The 22,887-nt window shown below is 58.4% G+C and carries 19 protein-coding genes; 12 read left to right on the top strand and 7 right to left on the bottom strand.

Going from position 1 to position 22,887, the window contains the following annotated elements:
• Positions 1 to 6 precede the first annotated feature (6 nt).
• Entirely contained in the window at positions 7 to 1,506 is a 1,500-nt protein-coding gene (gene gatB, locus HMPREF3170_RS08840) for an Asp-tRNA(Asn)/Glu-tRNA(Gln) amidotransferase subunit GatB (protein ID WP_070479176.1), read from the top strand.
• A 77-nt stretch (positions 1,507 to 1,583) separates the two neighbouring features.
• On the opposite strand, the gene HMPREF3170_RS08835 is transcribed toward gatB, so the two are convergent.
• Both HMPREF3170_RS08835 and HMPREF3170_RS08830 read right to left on the bottom strand, forming a co-directional pair.
• Positions 1,584 to 3,017, bottom strand: a complete 1,434-nt coding sequence (locus HMPREF3170_RS08835) for a YkvI family membrane protein (RefSeq protein ID WP_070479174.1) — start codon at positions 3,015 to 3,017, stop codon at positions 1,584 to 1,586.
• Between the two features lie 348 nt (positions 3,018 to 3,365).
• Positions 3,366 to 3,827: a MarR family winged helix-turn-helix transcriptional regulator gene (locus HMPREF3170_RS08830; RefSeq protein WP_070362584.1), complete on the bottom strand. Its 462-nt coding sequence runs from the start codon at positions 3,825 to 3,827 to the stop codon at positions 3,366 to 3,368.
• A gap of 165 nt (positions 3,828 to 3,992) precedes the next feature.
• On the opposite strand from HMPREF3170_RS08830, the gene HMPREF3170_RS08825 reads away from it, so the two are divergent.
• Positions 3,993 to 4,808 carry a DoxX family protein gene (locus HMPREF3170_RS08825; RefSeq protein WP_070479172.1) on the top strand — a complete coding sequence of 272 codons (816 nt, stop codon included), beginning with the start codon at positions 3,993 to 3,995 and terminating at the stop codon, positions 4,806 to 4,808.
• A 13-nt stretch (positions 4,809 to 4,821) separates the two neighbouring features.
• Here HMPREF3170_RS08825 and ilvD read toward each other — a convergent pair whose 3' ends face one another.
• Genes ilvD through HMPREF3170_RS08810 form a run of 3 tightly spaced genes read right to left on the bottom strand, consistent with a single transcriptional unit; the run spans position 4,822 to position 8,642 of the window.
• Positions 4,822 to 6,660, bottom strand: coding sequence for a dihydroxy-acid dehydratase (ilvD, locus tag HMPREF3170_RS08820; protein WP_070479171.1), 1,839 nt, complete (start codon positions 6,658 to 6,660; stop codon positions 4,822 to 4,824).
• Positions 6,661 to 6,663: 3 nt separating this feature from the next.
• Positions 6,664 to 7,191, bottom strand: a complete 528-nt coding sequence (locus tag HMPREF3170_RS08815) for a PH domain-containing protein (RefSeq protein ID WP_070362581.1) — start codon at positions 7,189 to 7,191, stop codon at positions 6,664 to 6,666.
• A 23-nt stretch (positions 7,192 to 7,214) separates the two neighbouring features.
• Positions 7,215 to 8,642 (bottom strand): mechanosensitive ion channel family protein, encoded by a 1,428-nt coding sequence (locus HMPREF3170_RS08810; RefSeq protein ID WP_246814952.1) that lies wholly within the window; start codon positions 8,640 to 8,642, stop codon positions 7,215 to 7,217.
• 247 nt (positions 8,643 to 8,889) lie between these two features.
• Here HMPREF3170_RS08810 and HMPREF3170_RS08805 point away from each other — a divergent pair, with 247 nt between their 5' ends.
• From HMPREF3170_RS08805 to ilvC, 3 genes are read left to right on the top strand one after another with little or no spacing between them, the layout of a single operon-like run.
• Positions 8,890 to 10,764: an acetolactate synthase large subunit gene (locus HMPREF3170_RS08805; RefSeq protein ID WP_070479167.1), complete on the top strand. Its 1,875-nt coding sequence runs from the start codon at positions 8,890 to 8,892 to the stop codon at positions 10,762 to 10,764.
• A gap of 1 nt (position 10,765) precedes the next feature.
• Positions 10,766 to 11,284 (top strand): acetolactate synthase small subunit, encoded by a 519-nt coding sequence (gene ilvN / locus HMPREF3170_RS08800; RefSeq protein WP_070362578.1) that lies wholly within the window; start codon positions 10,766 to 10,768, stop codon positions 11,282 to 11,284.
• Between the two features lie 60 nt (positions 11,285 to 11,344).
• Positions 11,345 to 12,358, top strand: a complete 1,014-nt coding sequence (gene ilvC / locus HMPREF3170_RS08795) for a ketol-acid reductoisomerase (RefSeq protein ID WP_070362577.1) — start codon at positions 11,345 to 11,347, stop codon at positions 12,356 to 12,358.
• A 71-nt stretch (positions 12,359 to 12,429) separates the two neighbouring features.
• On the opposite strand, the gene HMPREF3170_RS08790 is transcribed toward ilvC, so the two are convergent.
• Positions 12,430 to 12,834 carry a hypothetical protein gene (locus tag HMPREF3170_RS08790; protein ID WP_070479166.1) on the bottom strand — a complete coding sequence of 135 codons (405 nt, stop codon included), beginning with the start codon at positions 12,832 to 12,834 and terminating at the stop codon, positions 12,430 to 12,432.
• A gap of 99 nt (positions 12,835 to 12,933) precedes the next feature.
• Here HMPREF3170_RS08790 and HMPREF3170_RS08785 point away from each other — a divergent pair, with 99 nt between their 5' ends.
• The 7 genes from HMPREF3170_RS08785 (at position 12,934) to HMPREF3170_RS08755 (ending at position 21,715) form a co-directional block, all read left to right on the top strand.
• The gene (locus HMPREF3170_RS08785) at positions 12,934 to 13,842 is read left to right on the top strand and encodes a cation diffusion facilitator family transporter (RefSeq protein WP_070479164.1); all 909 of its coding nucleotides are present in this window, start codon (positions 12,934 to 12,936) and stop codon (positions 13,840 to 13,842) included.
• A 21-nt stretch (positions 13,843 to 13,863) separates the two neighbouring features.
• Positions 13,864 to 15,747: a DUF262 domain-containing protein gene (locus HMPREF3170_RS08780; RefSeq protein WP_070479163.1), complete on the top strand. Its 1,884-nt coding sequence runs from the start codon at positions 13,864 to 13,866 to the stop codon at positions 15,745 to 15,747.
• A 40-nt stretch (positions 15,748 to 15,787) separates the two neighbouring features.
• The gene (locus HMPREF3170_RS08775; RefSeq protein WP_240492716.1) at positions 15,788 to 16,627 is read left to right on the top strand and encodes a hypothetical protein; all 840 of its coding nucleotides are present in this window, start codon (positions 15,788 to 15,790) and stop codon (positions 16,625 to 16,627) included.
• Positions 16,628 to 16,683: 56 nt separating this feature from the next.
• Positions 16,684 to 18,270 carry a phosphoglycerate dehydrogenase gene (gene serA / locus HMPREF3170_RS08770; RefSeq protein WP_070362573.1) on the top strand — a complete coding sequence of 529 codons (1,587 nt, stop codon included), beginning with the start codon at positions 16,684 to 16,686 and terminating at the stop codon, positions 18,268 to 18,270.
• Positions 18,271 to 18,342: 72 nt separating this feature from the next.
• A complete protein-coding gene (locus HMPREF3170_RS08765) occupies positions 18,343 to 19,359 on the top strand; it encodes a 3-isopropylmalate dehydrogenase (RefSeq protein ID WP_070362572.1) in 1,017 nt (338 codons plus the stop codon).
• 64 nt (positions 19,360 to 19,423) lie between these two features.
• Positions 19,424 to 20,887 carry a cell wall-binding repeat 2 family protein gene (locus HMPREF3170_RS08760; protein ID WP_070362571.1) on the top strand — a complete coding sequence of 488 codons (1,464 nt, stop codon included), beginning with the start codon at positions 19,424 to 19,426 and terminating at the stop codon, positions 20,885 to 20,887.
• A gap of 36 nt (positions 20,888 to 20,923) precedes the next feature.
• Entirely contained in the window at positions 20,924 to 21,715 is a 792-nt protein-coding gene (locus tag HMPREF3170_RS08755) for a fumarylacetoacetate hydrolase family protein (protein ID WP_083290949.1), read from the top strand.
• Positions 21,716 to 21,721: 6 nt separating this feature from the next.
• On the opposite strand, the gene HMPREF3170_RS08750 is transcribed toward HMPREF3170_RS08755, so the two are convergent.
• Positions 21,722 to 22,837, bottom strand: a complete 1,116-nt coding sequence (locus tag HMPREF3170_RS08750; RefSeq protein WP_070362569.1) for an isochorismate synthase — start codon at positions 22,835 to 22,837, stop codon at positions 21,722 to 21,724.
• Positions 22,838 to 22,887: the final 50 nt, after the last annotated feature.

The raw sequence follows: 22,887 nt of genomic DNA, 5'->3' as shown, positions 1-22,887 counted from the left end.
AGCACTATGACTGCGTACGACCTGATGGATTACGACGAAGTACTGGAAAAATTCGACCCGGTTATGGGGTTGGAGGTACACGTTGAGTTAGCAACCGAGACCAAGATGTTCTCGACATCTTCAGCCCACTTCGGTGCGGCGCCAAACACCAACGTCGACCCTGTGTCGCTTGGGTTGCCTGGCGCATTGCCCGTCGTTAATGCAAAGGGCGTTGAGTGGGCAATCAAGATCGGCCTTGCGCTGAACTGCAAGATTGCGGAAAGCTCGCGCTTCGCGCGTAAGAACTACTTTTACCCGGATCAGCCGAAGAACTACCAGATTTCGCAGTACGACGAGCCGATCGCGTACGACGGCTACCTGGACGTCCTGCTCGATGACGGTACTGAGTACCGCGTTGAAATCGAGCGCGCGCATATGGAAGAAGACACCGGTAAGCTGACGCACCTCGGGTCTGCCTCGGGGCGCATCACGGGTGCGACGGCCTCGTTGGTTGACTGTAACCGCGCTGGTGTTCCGCTCATTGAGATCGTGACGAAGCCGATTATCGGTGCAGGGGAGCGTGCTCCCGAGGTCGCTCGTGCGTACGTTGGCGCGCTCCGCGAGCTTGTGAAGGCTCTCGGTGTCTCTGATGCACGCATGGACCAGGGGTCGATGCGCTGTGACGCGAACGTTTCGCTGCGCCCGATCGGTCAGGAGAAGTTCGGTACCCGTACGGAGACGAAGAACATCAACTCCTTGAAGTCGGTTGAGCAGGCCGTCCGCTTCGAGATGATGCGTCAGGCACAGGCGCTCGTCAACGGCGAAGAGATTGTGCAGGAGACCCGCCACTACCAGGAGAAGGATGGCTCGACGTCGAAGGGGCGTCCAAAAGAAGAGGCCTCTGAGTACCGCTACTTCAACGACCCAGACCTGCCCCCAGTAATTGCGAAGCCTGAGTGGGTGGAGGAGATCCGCAAGACGCTTCCGGAGCTTCCGTGGGTGCGCCGGGCTCGAATCCAGGAAGAGTGGCAGTTGCCTGAGAAGGAGTTCCGCGATTTGGTGAACGCTGGCGCGTTGGATCTGGTTGTGGATACAGTCGAGGAAGGTACGACTCCTGACGAGGCGCGTGCTTGGTGGGTGTCGTACATTCAGAGCAAGGCAAACGAGCTCGGCAAGGACCTTGACGCAGTTGGAGTGACGCCAAAGGACGTTGCTCGTGTGGTCGAGTTGGTGAAAGAAGGCAAGCTGACGACCAAGCTGGGTCGCCAGGCTATCGACGGCGTGATTGCTGGCGAGGGCCATGTTGATGAGGTTGTCGCTGCTCGTGGCCTCGAGGTGGTGCGTGATGATGGCGCTATCGAAAAGGCTGTCGACGACGCGTTGGCTGCCAACCCGGACATCGTTGAGAAGTACCGAGCCGGCAACAAGAAGGTAACCGGCGCGATTGTCGGTGCCGTGATGAAGGCAACGCAGGGCAAGGCTGATCCTGGTCAGGTGAACAAGCTGATCGCGAAGAAGCTGTCCTAAGCTACATCGCATAAAGGAGCCCCCGCGCCGATTCGAACCGGTGCGGGGGCTCCTCCATGTACTGCAACGAAACGGATCTATTTGCCCTTCGATGCGTTCTTGACGTCCTCGTCGGTGACGGCTGGGAACGTGCCAGTTTCGTACATCTCTGAGTAGGCCTCCCAGTCGATTGGGTCGTCGTGTGAGTCGGTGTCACCAGGTGCACCGTCGTACTCCTCGGAGTCGGGGTCGAGTGCCGGTGCGTCGTCGAGCGAGAACTCATTCTCTGGATCAGCGTGGAGATCCGCAGCGACTTCCTCCTGGACGGATTGCCACAGGTGTGTGTCACCAACGTGGGACTCGGTGACCAGATCTTCGACCTCTTCGCGCTCCTTCGCGGACAGTTCGCTTTCTGCTGGGTCCAGCGCGGTTTCTGCGAGCTCTGCGAGGCGCTCACGTCGTTTGGTCTCTGCCGCGATACGTCCGCGGTCCTTGAACCAGGAAATAAGCATGACGATCGAGAGCACAAGTCCGAGATAGCCAACGACAGGGTAGACCCAACCAACGAGGGCCGAGAAACCGATGAAAGACAGCGCGAAGCCAATGCCCACCACGATGAAGTAGATGAGTCGAAACTTTTCCTGGCGGCCATGAGCGAGACGCCGCGCCATGGCGTAGAACATGCCTACCGCGGTGTTGTAGATCATCAAGTAGATCAGCAGCGAGACGACGAAGCCGACCGCTGGGTGCATGTTGTCAAACACCATGAGCAGTGGGAAGTCGGCGCCGTAGACGCCTTCCATGTTCATGAAAATGATGAAATTCAGGATGACCAGTAGGGTTGCAAAGATGAACCCGCCAAGCAATCCGCCAATGCCAGCTTCGCGAGGGTTGAGCTGCGAGCCCGCAATGACGAGGATCATCGAAACAGCCATGATGATGCAAAGCGTTGCGTAGTTGACTGCAGAGAGCAACCAGTTGTTGCCCACACCTGTAGCAGGTGCGTTCTGCATGGAGAGCTCGTTGATCTGGCTGATGTTGTCTGGCATGTGCACCAGCGTGATCATCAGCGCCACGATCACCGCGACGATAAGAAATGGCGTGATGATGGAAATGACGTTCGTGAGCTTGTCGACGTCCAGGAACCCCGAAAGGACAAGCAGGACGGTCATGATGGCCGCGCCCACCCAAGTTGGGAGCCCGAACTGTTGGTCAAGGTTCGAGCCTGCACCGGCGACCATGACGAAGCCGATCGCAAAAAGGGTGAACATCGTGGCGACGTCCATAAATTTCGATACAAGTGGCTTTGATACGTTCTTAAAGACGGCGCTGTGGTCGTCAGCGAGGTAGAAAGAACCCAACTGGAAGAGCGTCGAGCCAACGACGACGATAATGATGCCAGCAACAATCGAGCCGACAAGGCCCCAGTAGCCGTACGCGAGGAAGTACTGAATCACTTCCTGGCCGGATGCGAAGCCAGCTCCGACGAGCAACCCTACGAACGCGAGTGCCACACGGATAGATTTACGCATAAAACTTTGTCCCTATTGAATATGTAGAAATCGATATAAAAACTTAGCGGTGGCGTTATTGCAACGTCCACCGAACGGGAGTTGATGGTATCAAAGGCATTTCTCCAGCGCACACCACAAAACGGACGGAACAGTAGTGTTAAAGGCTCTGGGGGTGGCGCTGATAAGCGTTCGGCCTTGGTGGGCGTGGGTTGCGACTATCGAATAAACCGCCTGGTAGTAAGGGAGAAGTTGCCAGGTGATCAGACGGGGGAGGTGCGGGGACGTGTGGAGAGAGAAGCTGGCGTCAAAAAGAATGGGATGCACGCCAAAGCGTTATGGAACTGTTACCTTGGCTAGGCTCGTGCCCTAATGGTCTGGTCCTGCCTTGGCGACGATCTTCTTCATGATTCGGTTGAGTTGGTCGGCCTCTTCCGGCGTAATGGAATCGAATACGAGCTCGCGCAGCTTCTGAAGGTAACCAGGCGTGGACCGCACGATGAACTCGACGCCGTCTTTGGTGAGCGTGGCGATGTTGGTGCGGCGGTCCGTCGAGTCTTGGCTTCGTGCCACGAGCCCACGTCTCTCCAAACGTGCGACGATATGGGACAAGCGTGATGCAGACATCTGTGTTGCCTTCGCGAGTTGGCTCATCGTGATCTTCTGATCGTCAGCTTGTGCGATCTCTACCAGTGCAAGGTAGTCAGACAGATTCATGCTTTCATTGGCCTTGAGTGCTTCGTCAAGGCGGGCAGGGATCCACGAGATCATTGCCCACATAGTGAGCCAAATTTCAGTGTCGTGTTCATCAAGCCAACTGAATCGATGCATGTGATGAGATGTTAGTAACTACAACAGATTTCAACCTAATTTTGTTCAGAGTCCCAGCTTCCGGGGCTACGTTTGAACGAAGGTGGCGTCTTTTATGGCAAGAAGTTTTGTGGCGCGCCGACGTACAGCCTCGTAATCGGGCAGATTTGTTCTAGATTGCTAGGCATGACTGATAAAAACTTGCGCGATGCTACACCCGAGGATGTAAGTGGACTCGAAGGCATTCCTGAGTTTCAGGGATCGGCTCGAGGCGACTCGGCTCAGGGAATCTATTCGATGACGGGGAAGGCTGCTCCCACTGAGGTGTTTCCAAACGCCGACGCTCCGGGCGGCTTCGATGTCACACCGGCGACCGAAACGGTTGTTGCCAACAACACGCTCGATTCGGTGCCGACGACCTATGCGCAACCAGATGTTGCCGCTGACTCTGACCTGGAAGAGGAGAAGGTTGAGCACGCAAAGCGCGGTACGCTCGACTTTGGCTTGCTGATTGCGCGCCTTACCTTCGGGCTCGCGCTCATCCTGCAAGCGATTGCGGTGTTCTTCCGTCTAGGCGATTCGGCTGGTATCGGTGGGCTGGAAGCAGAATTTGCTGCGCAGGGCTACGCATTTACCGACGGCCTGGCTATCATCCTGCCGACGTTGCAGCTCGCCGCAGGTGTCTTCTTGCTGCTTGGGCTGTTGACGCCAGTTGCAGCGATGGTGGGCATCGCAGTTACTGGCTTTGCCGTTTTACACAGCATTGTTGTGAGCGGAGTTGGCCTGAACGTGTTCGAGTGGGAACCAGCAACAGTCTTGGCAGCAGTGCTTTTCGGTGTGGTGCTCGCGCTGCAGTTTGCTGGCCCTGGCCTGTACGGCGTCGACGCGACCCGCTCGTGGGCGCGCCGACCACTGGCAAGCTCCTGGATTTTCGCAGTCCTTGGGTTAGCCGCAGCTGGTGCGCTGTGGTGGTTCGGCGCCGGGGTAAACCCGCTCGCCTAACCACGACTGCCCGCTAGTCGAGCTGGCGGACGGCGCCCTTGTCGGCGGACGTTGCCATCTTTGCGTACACCTTGAGAGCCTTCGACACTTCGCGGACACGATTTGGTGTCCACGGGTGCTCGGAGGCTTCCATTGCTTCACGGCGCTTTTCCAGGACGTCTTCGTCGACATCGAGGGTGAGCTCGCGTCGAGACACTGAGATCGAAACGGTATCGCCGTTTTCGATCAGGCCGATGAGGCCACCGTGGGCAGCCTCGGGTGAGATGTGTCCGATGGAAAGTCCTGACGTGCCGCCGGAGAATCGGCCGTCGGTAATCAGGGCGCACTTCGTGCCCAGTCCGGCACCTTTCAAGAAGGAAGTGGGGTGAAGCATCTCCTGCATGCCTGGCCCACCCGCGGGTCCTTCGTAGCGGATCACGACAACCTCACCCTCAAGTACTTCGTGTGCCAAGATCATCGACACCGCCTGCTCTTGCGAGTCCACAACATGCGCCGGTCCCGAGAACTCCCAGAGACCTTCTTCAACACCTGCAGTTTTGAGGATCGCGCCGTCCGGAGCAAGGTTGCCACGCAGGACGACCAAGCCGCCGTCAGAAGTAAACGGGTGGTCGACATCGTGGATCACGCCACGGATGGCATCGGTATCCAGGCTCGGCCACCGCGCTGACTGCGAGCATGCCTGCGTGGTTCGCTTGCCACCCGGCGCGGCGTGGAAGAGTTCGATGGCTTCTTCACATGCGCCGGTGCCACGGATATCCCAGTCCTTGAGCCACTCGTCGAGGGAGTCGTAGACAATTGAGTGCACGTCCTCGTGTAGCAGTCCGCCGCGGTGGAGCTCGCCGAGGATTGCTGGGATGCCTCCGGCGCGGTGGACATCTTCGACGTGGGCTGTGCCGTTTGGAGCAACCTTTGACAGGCACGGGATGTGGTGGGACAGGTCGTCGATATCCGCGAGTGAGAAGTTCACCTCGCCCTCTTGCGCGGCCGCAAGGATGTGCAGAATCGTGTTCGTCGATCCACCCATGGCCATGTCGAGGGCCATTGCGTTGCGGAACGCGTGCACGGTTGCGATCTCGCGCGGCAATACTGAGGTGTCGCCTTCTCCGTAGTAGCGGTTGCACAGGTCAACGATGGTGGCGCCAGCTTTTTCGAACAGCTCACGGCGCGCTGTGTGCGTGGCCAGGGTGGTGCCGTTGCCAGGGAGTGAAAGGCCGAGCGCTTCGGTAAGGCAGTTCATGGAGTTAGCGGTGAACATGCCGGAGCACGATCCACAGGTAGGGCAGGCGCCTTCGACGATGGCATCGAGTTCGTTATCGGAGACAGCATCGTTTGCGGAAAGCGCGATGGCGTCAACAAGGTCGGAGGCTGGCTTTTCGACGCCACCAACGTTAATTGGCTTGCCTGATTCCATCGGGCCGCCGGAGACGAAAACCGTAGGGATGTTAAGCCGCAGTGAAGCATTCAGCATGCCCGGTGTGATCTTGTCACAGTTGGAGATGCATACCATTGCGTCGACGGCGTGGGCGTTGACCATGTACTCCACCGAATCCGCGATGATCTCGCGGCTGGGCAGGGAGTAGAGCATGCCGGAATGGCCCATGGCGATACCGTCGTCGACGGCGATGGTGTTGAATTCTTTCGGCACACCGCCGGCGGCGCGTACAGCTTCCGCAACAATTTCCCCTACCTCTTTGAGGTGCACGTGGCCAGGAACGAACTGCGTGTATGAGTTGACGATGGCAACAATCGGCTTGCCGAACTCATTTTCTTCTGTACCGGTTGCTCGCCATAGTGCACGTGCGCCTGCAGCTTGGCGGCCAATGGTTGTGACTCGTGAGCGGAGAGGGATCACGGCTTACTCCTTTGTACGTGGCGCGGGCTCGGGCCGTGGCCCGGGCAGATCAGGGTGTGCCTTGACGTATTCGTCGTAGGCTTCTCGCGACATTAATACTTTATTGCCGTCTTTGTTGATGATTTCATATTTTCCGTCGGCGGCTTCCTGCGCCTGCGTGATGACGTCCGTGATTCGGCCCCGGGAAGCTTCTGCAAGTTCCGGTAGCATATTAAAGGTCACACCGGGCATGGTGTGCGATGCTCCGTCAAGAGTTGTGGCCTTCGCCTTCGCACCCTGAAATGCAATTCCCGCCAGGTCAGACCAGGCGATGGTCACGTTTGGCTTCACCATGTACCGCAGAGCAATGCCGCGTTCGCTGATCGTGGTGGAGGCGGTGAAGATCCAGAGCAACCACGCGAGCGGAATGATCAGCAGCCAGCCAAGAAGGAGCGGAGCCCAGGAAATTCCGATCAACGCGATGCCTGTCATGAGGACAACCGCAATGACGTGTTGTTTGCTAGGGCGAAAGGTGGTGGGCGAGTCAGTCATGCAAGTTATGCTAGCCAATCTTGTTACGGCTGCGGGAGTTGCTCCTTATCGACGTCCACTTCGTCCGTCGCCGTCTCTTCCTGAGTAGCTGGCGTGGCCACCGGTTCCGGTCGTTCGTATGTGGATGTTTCGGACATCCAATCAGATGATTCCGACTCGGTCGTTGTGGATGAAGGCGTGGTTGCTTCGGTGGTTGGCGTGGCTGTTGGAATAGTAGTGGTGACGTCGGACGTGGGGATCTCTTCTTGGGTGGCAGGCATGGGGGCGCTCGTGGATGCAACCGGCCGGGCAGGTGGCGCCCAAACACCGGAATTTGCGTTGCTTTCCTCCGCGGGTTGCAACATGAGGCCGCGGACAATGAGCAAAATGGCGAACCCCGCGAGGAGGAACGCTGTGGACATACGCATAATTCCGCGGAATACGCGCTTCGGTGCAGGTGCGTCGTCATCAGTAAGCGTCAAGTCATCAACTGCTGCCGGATCTTGGGCCACTGGGTCTGTCGCCGGCAGCTTTTGCGTCTGAGGAAAGGACTCTGAAATACGCTCTGTGGGCGTTTGCACATCAAAGTGCCTGGTCGGTTGTTCCAAACCTTGCACCAGTGCGCCCTCGAATGTTGTTGCCGCGCCGTACTCGTTCCAAAACTCGTCGAGGATCGCCATGCGGATTGCGCGCTCCACCTTCCACTGCATCAATGGTTGAGTGCGAACCATCACGCGCATATCCACGGTCCATGAGCTTCCGACAGTTGCGGGGGCGTTCACCGCTACTGCGGGTTGTACTTCGACCTCGTCGATGGTGGCGTCGGCAATGTCGGGTTGCGCAATCGCACGCTGCGCCGCGGCGAGGGTCCTCTTCAACGCTTCTTCCGCAGACGTTGAACCGAGCAGTGGGACAGGAATGACGACGACCGCGCTGGACCAGTAGTTGGATTGGTTGATGCATATGCGTGCCGTCGAGTTCGGAATAGAGATGGTCGATTGCTCGATGGTGCGGATTTGAGTTGCGCGCATTGTAATCTGAATGACCTCACCGGAGACGTCAATCCCGTTGCCCTGAAATGCGACGTAGTCGCCCACACCAAACTGCTTTTCGCTGAGGATGAAGAAACCCGCCAGGAAATCCGCGATGATGTTCTGTGCGCCAAAACCGATGGCTGCCGATACAACCGTTGCGGGGATCGCGGCACCGGCGAGTGAAAAGCCGAGTTGTTGCAGTGCAAAGACGAAAATCAAGAAGTAGGCAACCATCTGGGCGATGTATACACCGACGCCCACGATTGCTAGGCGGCCCTTCGATTCGTCCGTCTCACCAGACTCTTTGACCTGCCGCTCAGCGTGACGGTTCAGGAAACGGCCAGCTCGTGGCACTAAAAATGCGAGTGTGAGCAGGAGAGCGAGGTTGATCCCCGTCTCCGCGAACCAGCGCCAAATCTGTTCGGCAATGTATGACATCGGCATAGTTTTTGAATAATAATCCAAATCCCTCACATTCCCCTGTGGAATGTGTATGATTCAACTCATGATCATTTCGCACGTACTAGTCATTCTTATTCCGCACCGGCGCTTGCCGTAGCGGACTGCTTGCCTAGTCAGTCGCGAACTCAAGCGCCCTCGACAGCCACACGGCTTGGTCGGGGGCTTTTGTTTTAGATCTGATTCGATGGTTGTTGTTATTTGAAACACTAAGGAGCTCGACATCGTGGTTGCTTCACACAAGCCCCCGACGAATGCATCGACGCAGCCTGGTGATGAGCGCACCGCGCCGCTGATCACCGGAGCCGACGCTGTCGTTCGCAGTCTTGAGGAGCTAGGTACCGAGATTGTCTTTGGCCTCCCCGGTGGCGCGGTGCTTCCTCTTTACGACGCACTGTTCGCAGCAGAGAAGCTGCGGCATGTGCTGGTTCGCCATGAGCAAGGTGCAGGCCACGCCGCAGAAGGGTACGCGGTTGCTTCTGGAAAGGTTGGCGTGTGCATCGCCACTTCCGGGCCGGGGGCCACAAACCTTGTCACACCGATCGGTGACGCTTATCTGGACTCGGTCCCGATTGTTGCCATCACCGGCCAGGTAGGTTCGTCAATGATCGGAACCGACGCGTTCCAAGAGGCGGATATTCGTGGCATTACGATGCCAATCACTAAGCACAACATCATGGTCACGGACGTCAACGAGATCCCGAGTGTGATTGCAACTGCATTCCACATCGCATCTAGTGGCCGTCCGGGTCCGGTGCTTGTGGACATCCCGAAGGATGTTCAGGCACAGCTCATGGAGTTCTCGTGGCCGCCGAAACTGCTCGAGACTGGGTATGTTCCCGCTGACGAGCCGCTCAGCGAACAGGTAATGAAGGCTGCGGAGCGAATCTCGCAGGCGAAGCGGCCGGTGTTATATATCGGTGGTGGCGTCGTCAAGTCTGCTGCGAACAAGGAGCTGCTTGAGCTTGTCGAGGCCACTGGCATCCCAGTGGTGACTACCTTGATGGCGTTGGGCGCATTCCCGCAGGACCATCCGTGCTACATGGGCATGCCTGGCATGCACGGCACCGTGCCGGCGGTTGGTGCCCTGCAGGAAGCGGATCTCCTGATCGCAATCGGAACCAGGTTTGATGACCGCGTGACCGGCGACGTTGACACTTTCGCGCCTCACGCGGACACGATTCACGCTGACATCGACCCGGCAGAGATCGGGAAGATTCGTCCAGTTGATGTGCCGATCGTCGGTGATGCGAAGAAGGTGCTTGCTCAGCTCACTGCAGCGTTTACAGGCTCGCCGAATACTCCGGCGCCGAAGATAGACGCCTGGATGGAGCGGCTTCAGGATCTCCAGGAGCGGTTCCCGCGTGGGTACGACAAGCAAGACGATGGGAAGCTTTCTCCGCAGTTTGTGATCGAGATGCTGTCGAAGACCGTCGGAAAGGATGCGATTTACGCGTCCGGCGTTGGCCAGCACCAGATGTGGTCAGCGCAGTTCCTGGACTTCGATAAACCTCGTCACTGGTTGAGCTCCGGCGGTGCCGGCACCATGGGGTATGCGGTGCCAGCCGCTATGGGTGCGAAGGCCGCGATGCCCGATAAAGAGGTATGGGCCGTCGACGGTGATGGTTGTTTCCAGATGACGAACCAGGAGATCACCACCGCGGCGATGGAGGGCTTGCCAATCAAGGTCTGCCTGATTAACAACGGCAACCTCGGCATGGTCCGCCAGTGGCAAACGTTGTTCTATGAAGGCAACTACTCGCACACCAAGCTCGGTGGGGAAGAGGCATACGTCCCTGACTTTGTGAAGCTCTCTGAGGCACTCGGGGCGCAGGCTGTTCGCGTCACGAAGGAAGAGGACGTCGTCCCCGCGATTGAGTGGGCGCGCGGTATCAATGATCGGCCGGTCGTAGTTGAGTTCATCGTCGGCGAGGACGCACAGGTTTGGCCGATGGTCGCTGCGGGCGCTTCGAACTCAGACATGCAGTACGCGCTCGGGATGCGGCCGTTCTTCGACATGGAGGAATCCGCCGCGGAAACCCCAGAAGCAATTCACGAAGTGTTGACGACACTCGAAGATGAAACAGAGGGAGCGAAATAAGATGGCACCAGTGCAAACAATCACTCGGCATAGGCTGTCGGTGCTTGTGCAGGATGTCGATGGCATCATTACGCGCGTATCCGCTCTGTTTACGCGCCGTGGCTACAACATGGTCTCGCTTGTGTCGGCAAGCACTGAGACCGAAGGCATCAACCGGCTGACCATCGTGGTCGATGCGAGCGAGTACTCCGTTGGGCAGATCCAGAAGCAGCTCAACAAGCTCGTCCAGGTTATTAAAGTCCAGAGGCTTGACGACGACGCCACCGTCGCCCGATCAATGATGCTGGTCAAGGTGAGCGCGGACAACAGTAACAGGCCGCAGGTCGTGGATGCCGCGAACATCTTCCGCGCACGTGTCGTCGACGTCTCGCCCGAGTCCCTCGTGATTGAAGCGACGGGCACGCCCGCAAAGCTGCGGGCGTTGCTTGAAGTACTCGAGCCCTTCGGAATTCGCGAGCTTGCGAGTTCCGGTGATGTCGCGCTTTCGCGCGGCGCCGAAACAATGGCATCGCAATCCTAAGCGCGACGCTATTAACTCCGATATATTTCTCCATACGCATAAAGAAAGGTGAGCCGACTCATGGCTATTGAAGTTTTTTACGACCAGGATGCAGACCTGTCCATCATCCAGGGAAAGAAAGTTGCAGTAATCGGCTATGGATCGCAGGGCCACGCGCACGCGCAGAACTTGCGTGAATCCGGCGTCGATGTTGTGATCGGCCTGCGTGAGGGCTCGAAGAGCGCGGAAAAGGCCAAGGAGGCTGGCTTCGAGGTCAAGAGCAACGCTGATGCTTCCGCATGGGCGGACGTCATCATGTTGCTGGCACCGGATACTTCCCAGGCAGAAATCTTCCGCAACGATATTGAGCCAAACCTGAAGGCTGGCGACGCCCTGTTCTTCGGTCACGGCCTGAACATCCACTTCAACCTGATTGAACCAGCGGACGACATCATCGTGGGCATGGTTGCGCCGAAGGGCCCGGGCCATTTGGTGCGTCGTACGTTTACTGAGGGCAAGGGCGTGCCGTGCCTGATTGCTGTCGAGCAGGACCCGGAGGGCAATGGCCGCGACCTGGCACTCTCGTACGCTGCAGCAATCGGTGGTGCTCGTGCCGGTGTCATCCCGACGACCTTCGAGGCTGAAACCGTCACCGACCTGTTCGGAGAGCAGGCCGTTCTGTGCGGTGGCCTGGAGGATCTCATCATGACGGGCTTCGATGTCCTCGTCGAGGCTGGCTACGAGCCAGAAATGGCGTACTTCGAGTGCCTGCACGAGATGAAGCTGATCGTGGATCTGATCTACGAAGGCGGCATGGCGAACATGAACTACTCCATCTCCGATACCGCAGAGTTCGGTGGCTACCTGTCTGGTCCGCGCCTCATCGATGAGGGCGTTAAGGACCGCATGCGTGACGTGCTGCGTGATATCCAGGATGGCACCTTCACCAAGCGCCTTGTTGAGAACGTGAAGAACGGTAACAAGGAGCTGGAGGACCTGCGCGCCAAGGTCTCCTCGCACCCGATTGAGAAGACCGGCAAGGAACTGCGCTCGATGATGAGCTGGGTGCAGAACCCGCTGAATGAGACCGCCTAGGCTTTCTCATAGCGTAAAAACTGGGAGCGACCCAACAGAAGGGTCACTCCCAGTTTTGTTTGTGCTTTGCGCTATTGCGCTGGTGCCGTCTCGGATTCGGGTGCGTCGCTAAGGACTTCGTCGAGATTCACTGTGGTAGTGACTTCTTCCGGCACTGTCGGTTCGGAAGCGTCAGTGTTCGTCTCGGTAGCAGGCTCAACTGTTTCCGTGGTGTCTTCTGTCATCGTGGTGGTGATATCGACGGTTTCAGTTGCCGTCACGCTGGGCTGGTTGTTGTTGAATTCTTCTTCACTTTGGCCGCCGGCGAACAGGGACCACAGTAGCCATGCGAGAAGGAGGAAGACGAGGATGCCAAGGAGCCACTTCCACCAACCGCCGTTCTGCGGAGTTGGCTCGGATGGAGCGGGAAGGTGGCGTCGCTCCTCTGGTACCTCGAGTGGGGGGTTGTTTGGGGTTTCGTATGGTTGCTGAGTCACGTGTTTCCTTTCTTTTTGGTCCAGGCTAGCAAAAATCGTTCTGATTGCTTCCGAAGTTGCCCGCTTTACCGATATCCAAAGGTGGATTAGAATCACGGCATGTCGCATAGCCATGACCACGCTCACACGCACGACCACGATCACGTCGGCGACGCGCCACTGCGTGCCCTGCTGATCGCGCTGGGAGTCACCAGCGTGGTCTTTTTCGCAGAATTGATCGGTGGCTGGCTCACCGGTTCGATGGCGCTGATGGCCGATGCCATGCACATGCTGTCGGACGCTGCTGGACTGATCATTGCGGTGATCGCCGTGGTGATAGGGAAGCGGGCAGCCTCGATGAAGGCCACGTATGGATATCGGCGCGTTGAAGTACTGGCCGCGGCGACCAACGCGCTGACGGTGCTTGTGATTTCTGTCTGGATCGTGGTGCAGGCAATTCGTCGAATCTCTGCACCTACTGAGATTGACACGGCACCGATGATGGTGATCGCCCTCATTGGCTTGGTCGCAAACGCGGTATCTGCGTGGGTGCTGCATAGCCAAAGGGAAAACTCCGTCAACGTTGAGGGCGCGTTTTTGCACGTACTTGTGGACATGCTCGGTTCGGTTGCGGTGCTCGTCGCCGGTGCGGTGATTGCTTTTACTGGCAGCCAGCTGCCGGACGTTATCGCTTCCTTCTTGATCGCGGCGTTGGTGTTGCCACGGGCGTGGTCGCTGCTCCGTCACTCCCTCCAGGTGCTACTGGAGCAGGTCCCTCCGGGATTCGATGTTGAGAGCGTCGAACCGGCCCTGCGAGCAATTGCCGGTGTGGTGGATATCCATGACTTGCACCTGTGGTCGCTCGATGGGGTGTCCGTATTAGCGACGGTTCACGTGGTTAAGCACCCTGGTGAGCAAGGAGCCCGTGTTCTCGACGACGCCCAAGAAGTATTGCGTGAGCTGGGGATTGAGCATTCCACGATCCAGGTTGAGCTGCCCGAACACCGCGGCCACGAGAATGTTTGTTGATTCTGTTCTAAAGTATGACTTATGGGTTTTACTACGCCAAGCTATTCACTCAAGGATCTCTTCGCGCGGGCTGAGCGCGGAGAGCTGCAGCTACCCGATTTTCAGCGCGAGTATATCTGGGATGTTGACCGCATTCGCACCCTGGTTACCTCAGTCTTGCGCGGCTATCCAATCGGCTCGTTCCTCGCGTTGGATACACGCGGGACACCAATGCGATTTCGCCCGCGCCCGCTCGAAGGGCTCGAGCCGAGCGTCAAGGAACCGCAACCGGGGCTGTTGCTTCTCGACGGCCAGCAGCGCCTCACTTCGCTATACCACGCATTTAAGGGCGACGGCATCGTCCCGACCGTAGACTTCCTTGGTCGACGCATTCACCGCCAGTTCTTTGTGGATGTGCGGACGGCCGTCTCTGCCGATCCAATGCCGGTTGAAGCAGTCTTCGCTGTTGACGAAGAAGGCCAGATCCGTTCGCACTTTGGACCGGATATTCCGGAGGGCATCCGGAACCGGGAGGACATGCTGAAGCACGGTGTCGTGCCGGTGTCGCTGTTGCTCTGGAAAGAGGGCAATGACCTGCTTTTAGACATGGCGGCGGATGCCGAGGATCATGAAATGCGCGACGCGGTCAAGCTCTTCCTGAACGAAGTCATGCGCTGGATGCCGGCCTACGATGTTCCAGTGATCCGCATTGACCGGGAGACCTCGCAGATTGGCGTTGGCCAAATCTTCGCCCACGCAAACTCGGCGGGTGTCCAGATGGATGTTTTCGAGTTGCTGACGGCCATGTTTGCTACGCAAGATCCTGACTTTTTGCTTGCTGAGCATTGGCGGGGCGTCGAAAAGCAGTTGCGCGAGTACCCAGCTTTGGATGACATTGGGCGCATTGAATTCCTCCGTGCGATGTCACTTTTGCTGACGAGTCGGCATGGACACGCTGTTGGACACCGCGGCGACATCTTGAACCTTTCCCTCGATGACTACCGCCAGCATGCGCAAGAAATGGCGGATGCGTTTAAGGCGGCGGCTGAGTTTATGGCTGAGCGTTGTATTCTCAGCGTGGATCAGGTCCCGTACACCTCGCAGATTGTGCCACTGGCTACGATTTTGGCGCGTTTGGCAGAGCATCCGCAGTGGGACCGTAGCCAGGAGTCGAAGGACCGTCTCAACCGCTGGTACTGGTCGGGTGTGTTCGGAGAGCTCTACGGTGCGCACGCACCGACGATCCGTGCGGGCCTCGACGTTACCGAGGTCACCCCGTGGGTGCTGCAAGAGACTGACGCGACGCCACGTACAGTGTCGGACGCCACGTTCTCGGAGTCTCGTTTGCTTACGGCGACGGAGGAAAGCGGTGTCTACCGCGGACTGTACGCACTGCTGATGGCACGCGGCGCGCTCGACTGGAGGACAGGAAAGCCGTTCAACCGGGAGACGTTTGCGGAGCTGCAGCCGTACTTCAACACTGTGTTCCCACCTGCGTTTTGTGACGACATTGGTGCTGACCCAGTCGTTGCACAGTCGGTGCTCAACCGCACGCCGATGGGTAAGCGCACGGATGTGCTGATTGAGGACAATCAGCCGAAGCGCTACATTCCGCGCCTGCAGTCGAAGTCGCTCATGGACGACGACGAGTTTGATGAAGTCCTCGAAGGCCATGAGATGACGCCAATTTTCTTGCTGAACTCTCAGTGGACGGAGTTCTTGGCGGATCGTCGCGAACGTTTCGTCGGGATTGTCGAGTATGCGCTTGATAAGGCCGTGATCCGCGATATTGATGGCCCACTTGAGTCAGAGGTTGATTTCTCCGAAGAGCCCGAGCCAGAAGTAGAACCTGCACCAGCTGCTGAAGAGCCTGAGTTTGAGGCGCCAGAAGTTGAGCAGGAAGAGCCGGAAGGCGAAGAGGATTAAGCAGGTTGGGATACGGCAGCGTTGCCTCGCATTGTTGTGCGTGGCAACGCTGCTTGTTGCTTGCTCGCCAGAGCAACAATTAGGCCCGCTGGGAGAGGCGAGGAAAGTCAACCAGTCGCGCCATGTATCAGCGATGTTTGAGCAGCATCCTGTCGTGTTAGCAGACCGGACGGGGCTTGCATCGTTGCAGTATTTCTTCCGTGCTTCCGAGACGCTAGTGGTGTCGGATCCTTCAGTAGAAGCACAGCTGCGAGCTGCCTCAATCGCCGTTGTTGCCCACGCCCCGATGTTGGTCTACGACCCGAACCGACACAACGAGATTCTGCAAGAAACCGAGCGTTTACATACCTATACGGTGCTTACGGTTGGTGATGTGCCACTGGCGCAAACCACTGGACGGATGCGTGTGTACCGCGACCCGGGTGGGCGGGGAGCTTTAGGCCCGATGACGTCGCTGATGTTTGAGGAACGATTGATATCCTCACCCGAGTCTGCTGCGCAGGAAGTGGCGAAGTTGCGCTCGCGTGAGCCGACCTGGCTGAGAGCCGCGTGGGCGGACCCTGCCGTGATGAAGGGGGCGCAGGCAAGACCATTCCCGATTCTCTCCCGCAGGGATGCCGATATGGCTCCGTTGGTTGTGGCGACGGCGAATACTTCGATTGCCGCGATCGCGAATGCGCGCAGCTTTGGGGCGAAGGTTGTCTTCGTGGACGAGCCGGACCCGAGAGCATCCTTTGAAACACTATTTGCTCTTGCAGGGTTAGCGGACGGCCCGCTCGTTGCACTTGGAACCGATTTCGGGACCAGCGACGAGCTATCGCGCAGGATTTCGCAAGCGGAAGAAAAGTATCAGGCTAACCGCAGGACAACCGGTAACTGACCTATTAAGGTGTTCGGGGTATCCACTCTGTTTGATTCTCAGGAGACCCCATTCTTATGTCGAAACCTGTTGTCCTCATCGCCGATAAACTTTCCCAGTCAACCGTTGACGCACTTGGCGACGCGGTGGAAGTCCAGTGGGTAGATGGCCCAAACCGTGAGGCGCTGCTCGCGGCAGTCCCCGCCGCGGACGCGCTGCTTGTTCGCTCAGCAACGACGGTCGATCGTGAGGTGATCGAAGCAGGTGCAAACCTTAAGATTATCGGCCGTGCTGGTGTCGGTCTTGACAACGTTGATATTCCGGCGGCAACCGAGCACGGTGTGATGGTTGCTAACGCCCCGACCTCGAATATTCACTCAGCCTGTGAGCACGCAATCGCATTGCTGCTTTCTACCGCTCGCCAGATTCCGGCAGCTGATTCCACGCTGCGTAATGGTGAGTGGAAGCGCTCGGCGTTTAAAGGCACCGAGATCTTCGGCAAGACCGTAGGCATTGTCGGCTTCGGGCACATTGGCCAGCTGTTCGCGCACCGTCTGTCTGCGTTCGAAACCACGATCGTCGCATACGACCCTTACGCGAACCCTGCGCGTGCAGCGCAGATGGGTGTCGAGCTCGTCGAGCTCGAGGAGCTGATGGCTCGTGCAGATTTTGTGACGATCCACTTGCCGAAGACGAAAGAAACTGCAGGCATGTTCAATGCGGAGCTGCTTTCGAAGGCCAAGCCGGGACAGATCATTATCAATGCGGCCCGCGGTGGCCTCGTTGATGAGCAGGCGCTTGCCGACGCCATCAAGTCTGGCCACATTCGTGGTGCAGGTTTCGACGTGTATGCAACCGAGCCGTGCACGGATTCGCCGCTGTTTGAACTCGAAGAGGTCGTCGTAACGCCGCACCTTGGCGCATCTACGGCTGAGGCGCAGGACCGCGCGGGTACTGACGTTGCGGATTCTGTGTTGAAGGCACTGGCCGGCGAGTTCGTCGCTGATGCTGTCAACGTTGCTGGTGGCAACGCGGGCGAGGAGGTAGCTCGTTGGCTCGACTTGTCGCGCAAGCTTGGGCTGCTTGCAGGCAAGCTACTGGAAGAGGCTCCGGTATCGCTGAAGGTGACGGCTCGCGGTGAGCTGTCCACGGAGGAAGTCAACCTGTTGGGCCTGTCTGCTGTGCGCGGTCTGTTCTCGGGCATCGTCGATGAGCCTGTGACGTTTGTGAACGCACCTGCTATCGCTGAGGCCCGCGGATTGAGCTATACGGTCGAGACAGAGACTGAAGCACTGACGCACCGCAGCGCGCTCGAGGTCCAGGCCGTTGGGGCAGAAGGGCAGACCGCTACGGTGACTGGCGCGCTGACGAGCCTGGAGGGCGTTGAGAAGATCGTTCGCATCAATGGTCGCGGTGTAGACATGCGTGCGGAAGGCCGCAACTTGTTCTTCCGCTACACCGATGTCCCTGGAGCGCTCGGAAAGGTGGGTTCGCAGCTTGGTGCGCACGATATCAATATCGATGCTGCCGCGCTGACTCGCACCACGAAGGGCGACGGTGCGGTGCTTATCCTGCGCGTGGATAAGGAAGTTCCAGAGCAGCTCGAGGAGCAGATCGCGCAGTCTATCGACGCCACTTCGATCCAGCTCGATTTGGATTCCTAAAGGCGGTTCCCTCACGGGCGGACAGTGTTACACTAAACGCACTGTCCGTCTGGTGAGAAAGGAATCCCAAAAATGAAGGTTGCTGTTATTGGTGGGGACGGCATCGGCCCTGAAGTGATGGCAGAGGGGCTCAAAGTTCTGAATGCTGTTCGCTCGGACGTAGATACCACGGATTTTGACCTCGGTGCGCGTCGATACCTGCGTAACGGCGAGCTGCTCACGGACGGTGACCTCGAGGCGCTGTGTGAACATGACGCAATCCTGCTCGGCGCAGTCGGGGACCCGCGAAAGGTTCCCGCTGGTGTGCTTGAGCGCGGGCTCCTGTTGCCACTGCGCTTCAAGCTGGATCACTATGTCAACCTGCGCCCGTCGCGCCTGTACAAGAGTGTGACCTCGCCGCTGGCACGGCCGGGTGACATTGACTTTGTAGTTGTCCGCGAGGGAACCGAGGGGCTCTATGCCGGCAATGGTGGCACGCTGCGCGAAGGTACCGAGCATGAGGTTGCCTCCGAGGTTTCTCAAAACACTTATTACGGTGTTGAGCGCGTCGTGCGCTACGCCTTTGAACTTGCTCAGCAGCGCCGCAAAAAGTTGACTCTTGTGCACAAAACGAACGTCCTGGTCAACGCTGGTGGTTTGTGGCAGCGAGTCTTCGACGAGGTCGCGCAGGAGTTCCCAGAGGTGACCACGAACTACCACCACATCGACGCGGCGACCATTTACATGGTCAGCGACCCTTCGCAGTACGACGTCATTGTGACGGATAACCTGTTCGGCGATATTTTGACTGACTTGGCCGGCGCAGTTGCGGGTGGTGTGGGCCTTGCGTGCTCGGGCAATATCAACGCGGCAAAGGTCACGCCTTCGATGTTTGAGCCAGTCCACGGTTCTGCACCGGATATTGCAGGTCAGGGTATCGCCGACCCGTGCGCGATGATTCTCTCCGTCGCGATGATGCTGCGCTTCCTCGGCGATGAAGACAATGCCCAGAAAATTGAAGCGGCCGTGGAAAAGGAAGTGACGGGCCGCGAAGGGGCTGAGATAGTGACGACTGAGGTTGGCGAGCGGATTGCTGCCGCGCTGAGGTAACCACGTAGGGTTGAGGCCAGATTTAAACAGGACCTCCGTGTAGGAAAGGCGGGAGACATTGAAGATGGCTTCGACCCGGCATCGTGTTGGCAGCGTCATCGTTGCGCTCGGTGTCGCAACGGCAAGCTTGAGTGCGTGTGCAACTGGCGACGCCGAAAAAGGAGCGCAGGGCGCGCAAGCCTTGGAGATGTCCGGTGCCGAGGTTATTCAAGACCCAGACGGTACCGGCGCGGAAGTTTCGAAGCGGTTGTATCCAACGTCGGACGCTGTGGTTGTCGCGGGTAAGGAGCGGGAGTCGCAACTGCTTGGTGCGGCAATCGCCCTGGAACGTGGCATCCCTTTGTTAGTGCGTTGGCCAGGTACAGACGAGACTGTTGATGTAGAGATTCAACGTCTAGGCGCCACCGAAGTCATCACGCCATCAGAGGAAGCGGGCGTGGAGCCGCTGCAAAGCGACAACCCTGAGCGTGATATCGCCACAGTTGCGGCTACGCAGCCACAGCAACCTGGGGCACTCACACTGCCACCGGTCCTGGTGACGGAGGAGACGTCGCTTGGAGCCGCCGTGTCCGCGCGTGCAGCAGGTGCGGAACTCGAAGTCTTGCAGTTCCCGGATCCACGTGTCACCTCAGACGCTATGCGCACAGTGCTGGAGCAAGACACGCTCGCCCTTGGACTGCAATGGGGCAACACCGAAATGTACCGGGACAAGATCACGCTCGCGACGCACGGTGAATTACCTGGAGGTGGCGGTCTTGTCTTTCCCGGACGGCGCATGATTGCGCTGTACGGGCACCCGTCGGGCCCAGCACTCGGCGTTATGGGGGAGCAGCCTCCGGCTGAAGCGGCCCAGCTAGCAACATCGTATGCGCAACAGTACCAACCGTTGGACGGGCAGCCGGTGATCCCTGCGTTCGAGATTATTGTCACGGTGGCTTCGCAATCTCCTGGCCCTGACGGCGACTACTCCAACGAGACAGCGATCGAGGACCTCGTACCGTACATCGATGCGATCACTGAGGCTGGTGGCTACGCGGTGCTCGACCTCCAGCCCGGTCAGGGTGATTTCCTTCACCAGGCTCGACTCTACGAAGAGCTCCTGCTTCGGCCGAACGTGGGGTTGGCCCTCGATGCCGAGTGGAAGCTGAATCCCGGCGAGCAGCCATTGTCCCGTATCGGGTCGGCAACTTCGGGCGAAATTAATGCTGTTGCTGATTGGCTTGCGGCCCTCGTTCGAGAGCACAAACTGCCACAAAAGATGCTCATCCTGCACCAGTTCAGGCTGGACATGTACCCGGATCGTGAAAATATCCGCACTGACCAGCCGGAATTGGCGTGGGTGCTCCACGCGGACGGCCACGGCGTGCCGGAGCAGAAGTTTGATACCTGGAACGTCCTGCGTCAAGGTTTGAGTGCTGATTACTTCATGGCGTGGAAGAACTTTATCGACGAGGACACCCCAACCTTTAGCCCGGAGCAGACATACAACGACGTCCAACCTCGGCCGTGGTTCGTGAGCTACCAATAAAGTGCGAGCAGCCTTCGGGGTTGTATGCTCGTCCCTATGCGTTTTGGACGAATTGCTACACCCGAAGGCATGACCTTCGCTGTCATTGATGAAGCGGCGACGACCGCGCGTGCCATTGCTGGTACACCATTCACCGACCCCGAGTTCACCGGCAAAGAGTGGAAGCTTGAAGACGTGAGGCTGCTTGCACCGACGCTGCCGTCGAAAATTGTGGCAGTCGGCCGCAACTACGCGGACCACGTCAAGGAAGTCTTTCAACAGACCGCGGATGATTTGCCGCCGACGATTTTCATCAAACCGCCGACAGCAGTTGTCGGTCCCGGCGCGCCAATTCGCATCCCCAAGTTCGCTACCCGCGTTGAGTTCGAGGGAGAGCTTGCACTCGTCATCGGCGTGCCGTGTAAGAACGTGAAAGCGGACCAGTGGAAGTCGGTAGTGCGTGGTGTCACCATTATTAACGACGTCAGCTCGCGCGATCTCCAGTTCTCCGATGGGCAGTGGGCACGCGCGAAGGGCATGGATACCTTCGCTCCGCTAGGGCCATGGATTGAGACAGATCTTGAGCGCTTCAATTTTGATTCGCTGCCGATCAAGGCGCACCTCACACATGAGGGGGAGACTGCGACAAAGCAGGATTCCAACTCGGACCAGATGATTAAGTCGATCGGCGAAATCGTCGAGTGGGTCAGCGAGTCATTCACGTTGCTTCCGGGCGATGTCATCGCAACTGGCTCACCTGCGGGGACCGCGGAAATGGTCCCGGGCGACGTGATTGAGATTGAGATCCCAGGTATCGGCTCGCTGACTAACCCGGTGGCGCGCGCCTAGTTGGGGCTAAAGGCCGAGCGCACGCATGATGGTGCGCAGTTTGGCTGTGGTCTCGTCGAGCTCATCTTGCGGGACGGAATCTGCGACGAGCCCGCCGCCAGCCCAGGCGCGAGCCTGAGTGCCCGCGGCGTTGACCTCCGCGCAGCGGATCGCAACCATGTATTCGCCATCGCCGCTCTTGTCGGTATAGCCGACGGTGCCAGCATAGAACCCTCGGTCGGTCTCTGCGGTGGTGATGAGCGCCTCCGCCGCGGCTTGCGGGGTACCGCAAACAGCTGGGGTGGGGTAGAGGCGAAGCGCAAGGTCGAGCGCTGTTGGCGCAGGGTCTTTCAGAACGCCGCGGATTGGGGTGGCAAGATGCCACATTTCTGAAGTCTTATCCAGTTGTGGTCCGTCTGGAATGTCGAGTTGGGAACACAGTGGCGCCAGAATCTCGCGGATGTGCTCGACCACGTACGCGTGCTCGTCGCGATCCTTGGCGGAAGCAAAGAGTGCCTGACCATTCGCCTCATCAGCCGCAGGGTCGTGTGGGACACGGGCAGCTGATCCTGCTAGCGGATACGAACTCACGATATTGCCTTTGCGGCGCACCAAAACCTCAGGTGATGAGCCCACGAAGAAGTGGCCGACACGCCCGCTCGGTGTGAGGTCTGCGATGAACCCGTCGCGGGTATAAGAAAGGTCAATCAGGCGCGCGGCGACCAGGCGAGGATCGACGGGTGGATCGAATGCGATGTCCACTGCACGAGCAAGGACCACCTTGTCCAACATGGACCCCTGGATCGTGGAGACCGCTGCTTCAACCCGGCGCAGGTGTTCTTCCGGGGTGGGATCGACGTCGATAAGCGACGCGTGCAGCTTTGAGCCTGGGCCGACTCGATAGTAAGGATGAGGCTCGAGCGTGCCAGATTCCCGGACTATGGATTCGGGCACTGTCAGCGCCGCGGGCGTGTCTTTATCGAATGGGAGAGCGCCTACCACCATCTCGACGTCGCCGGACTCGAGGGCGTCGATAGCTTTCCATGCGTCTGAGAACGTTTGATTGGCACCTTGCGTGCGCACTGAACCGGTGCTTCGGGAAAGCAGGAAGTCGGGCGCAGTGGTGGGGCGGGCTGAACACATGTGGTCATATTTTACTAGGCGCAGTCCCGTAGCCCGTACTAAGGGCCTGC

Source organism: Corynebacterium sp. HMSC08D02 (assembly GCF_001807505.1).
GTDB lineage: Bacteria > Actinomycetota > Actinomycetes > Mycobacteriales > Mycobacteriaceae > Corynebacterium > Corynebacterium pseudogenitalium.
This window is presented reverse-complemented; position numbering and strand designations above follow the sequence as displayed.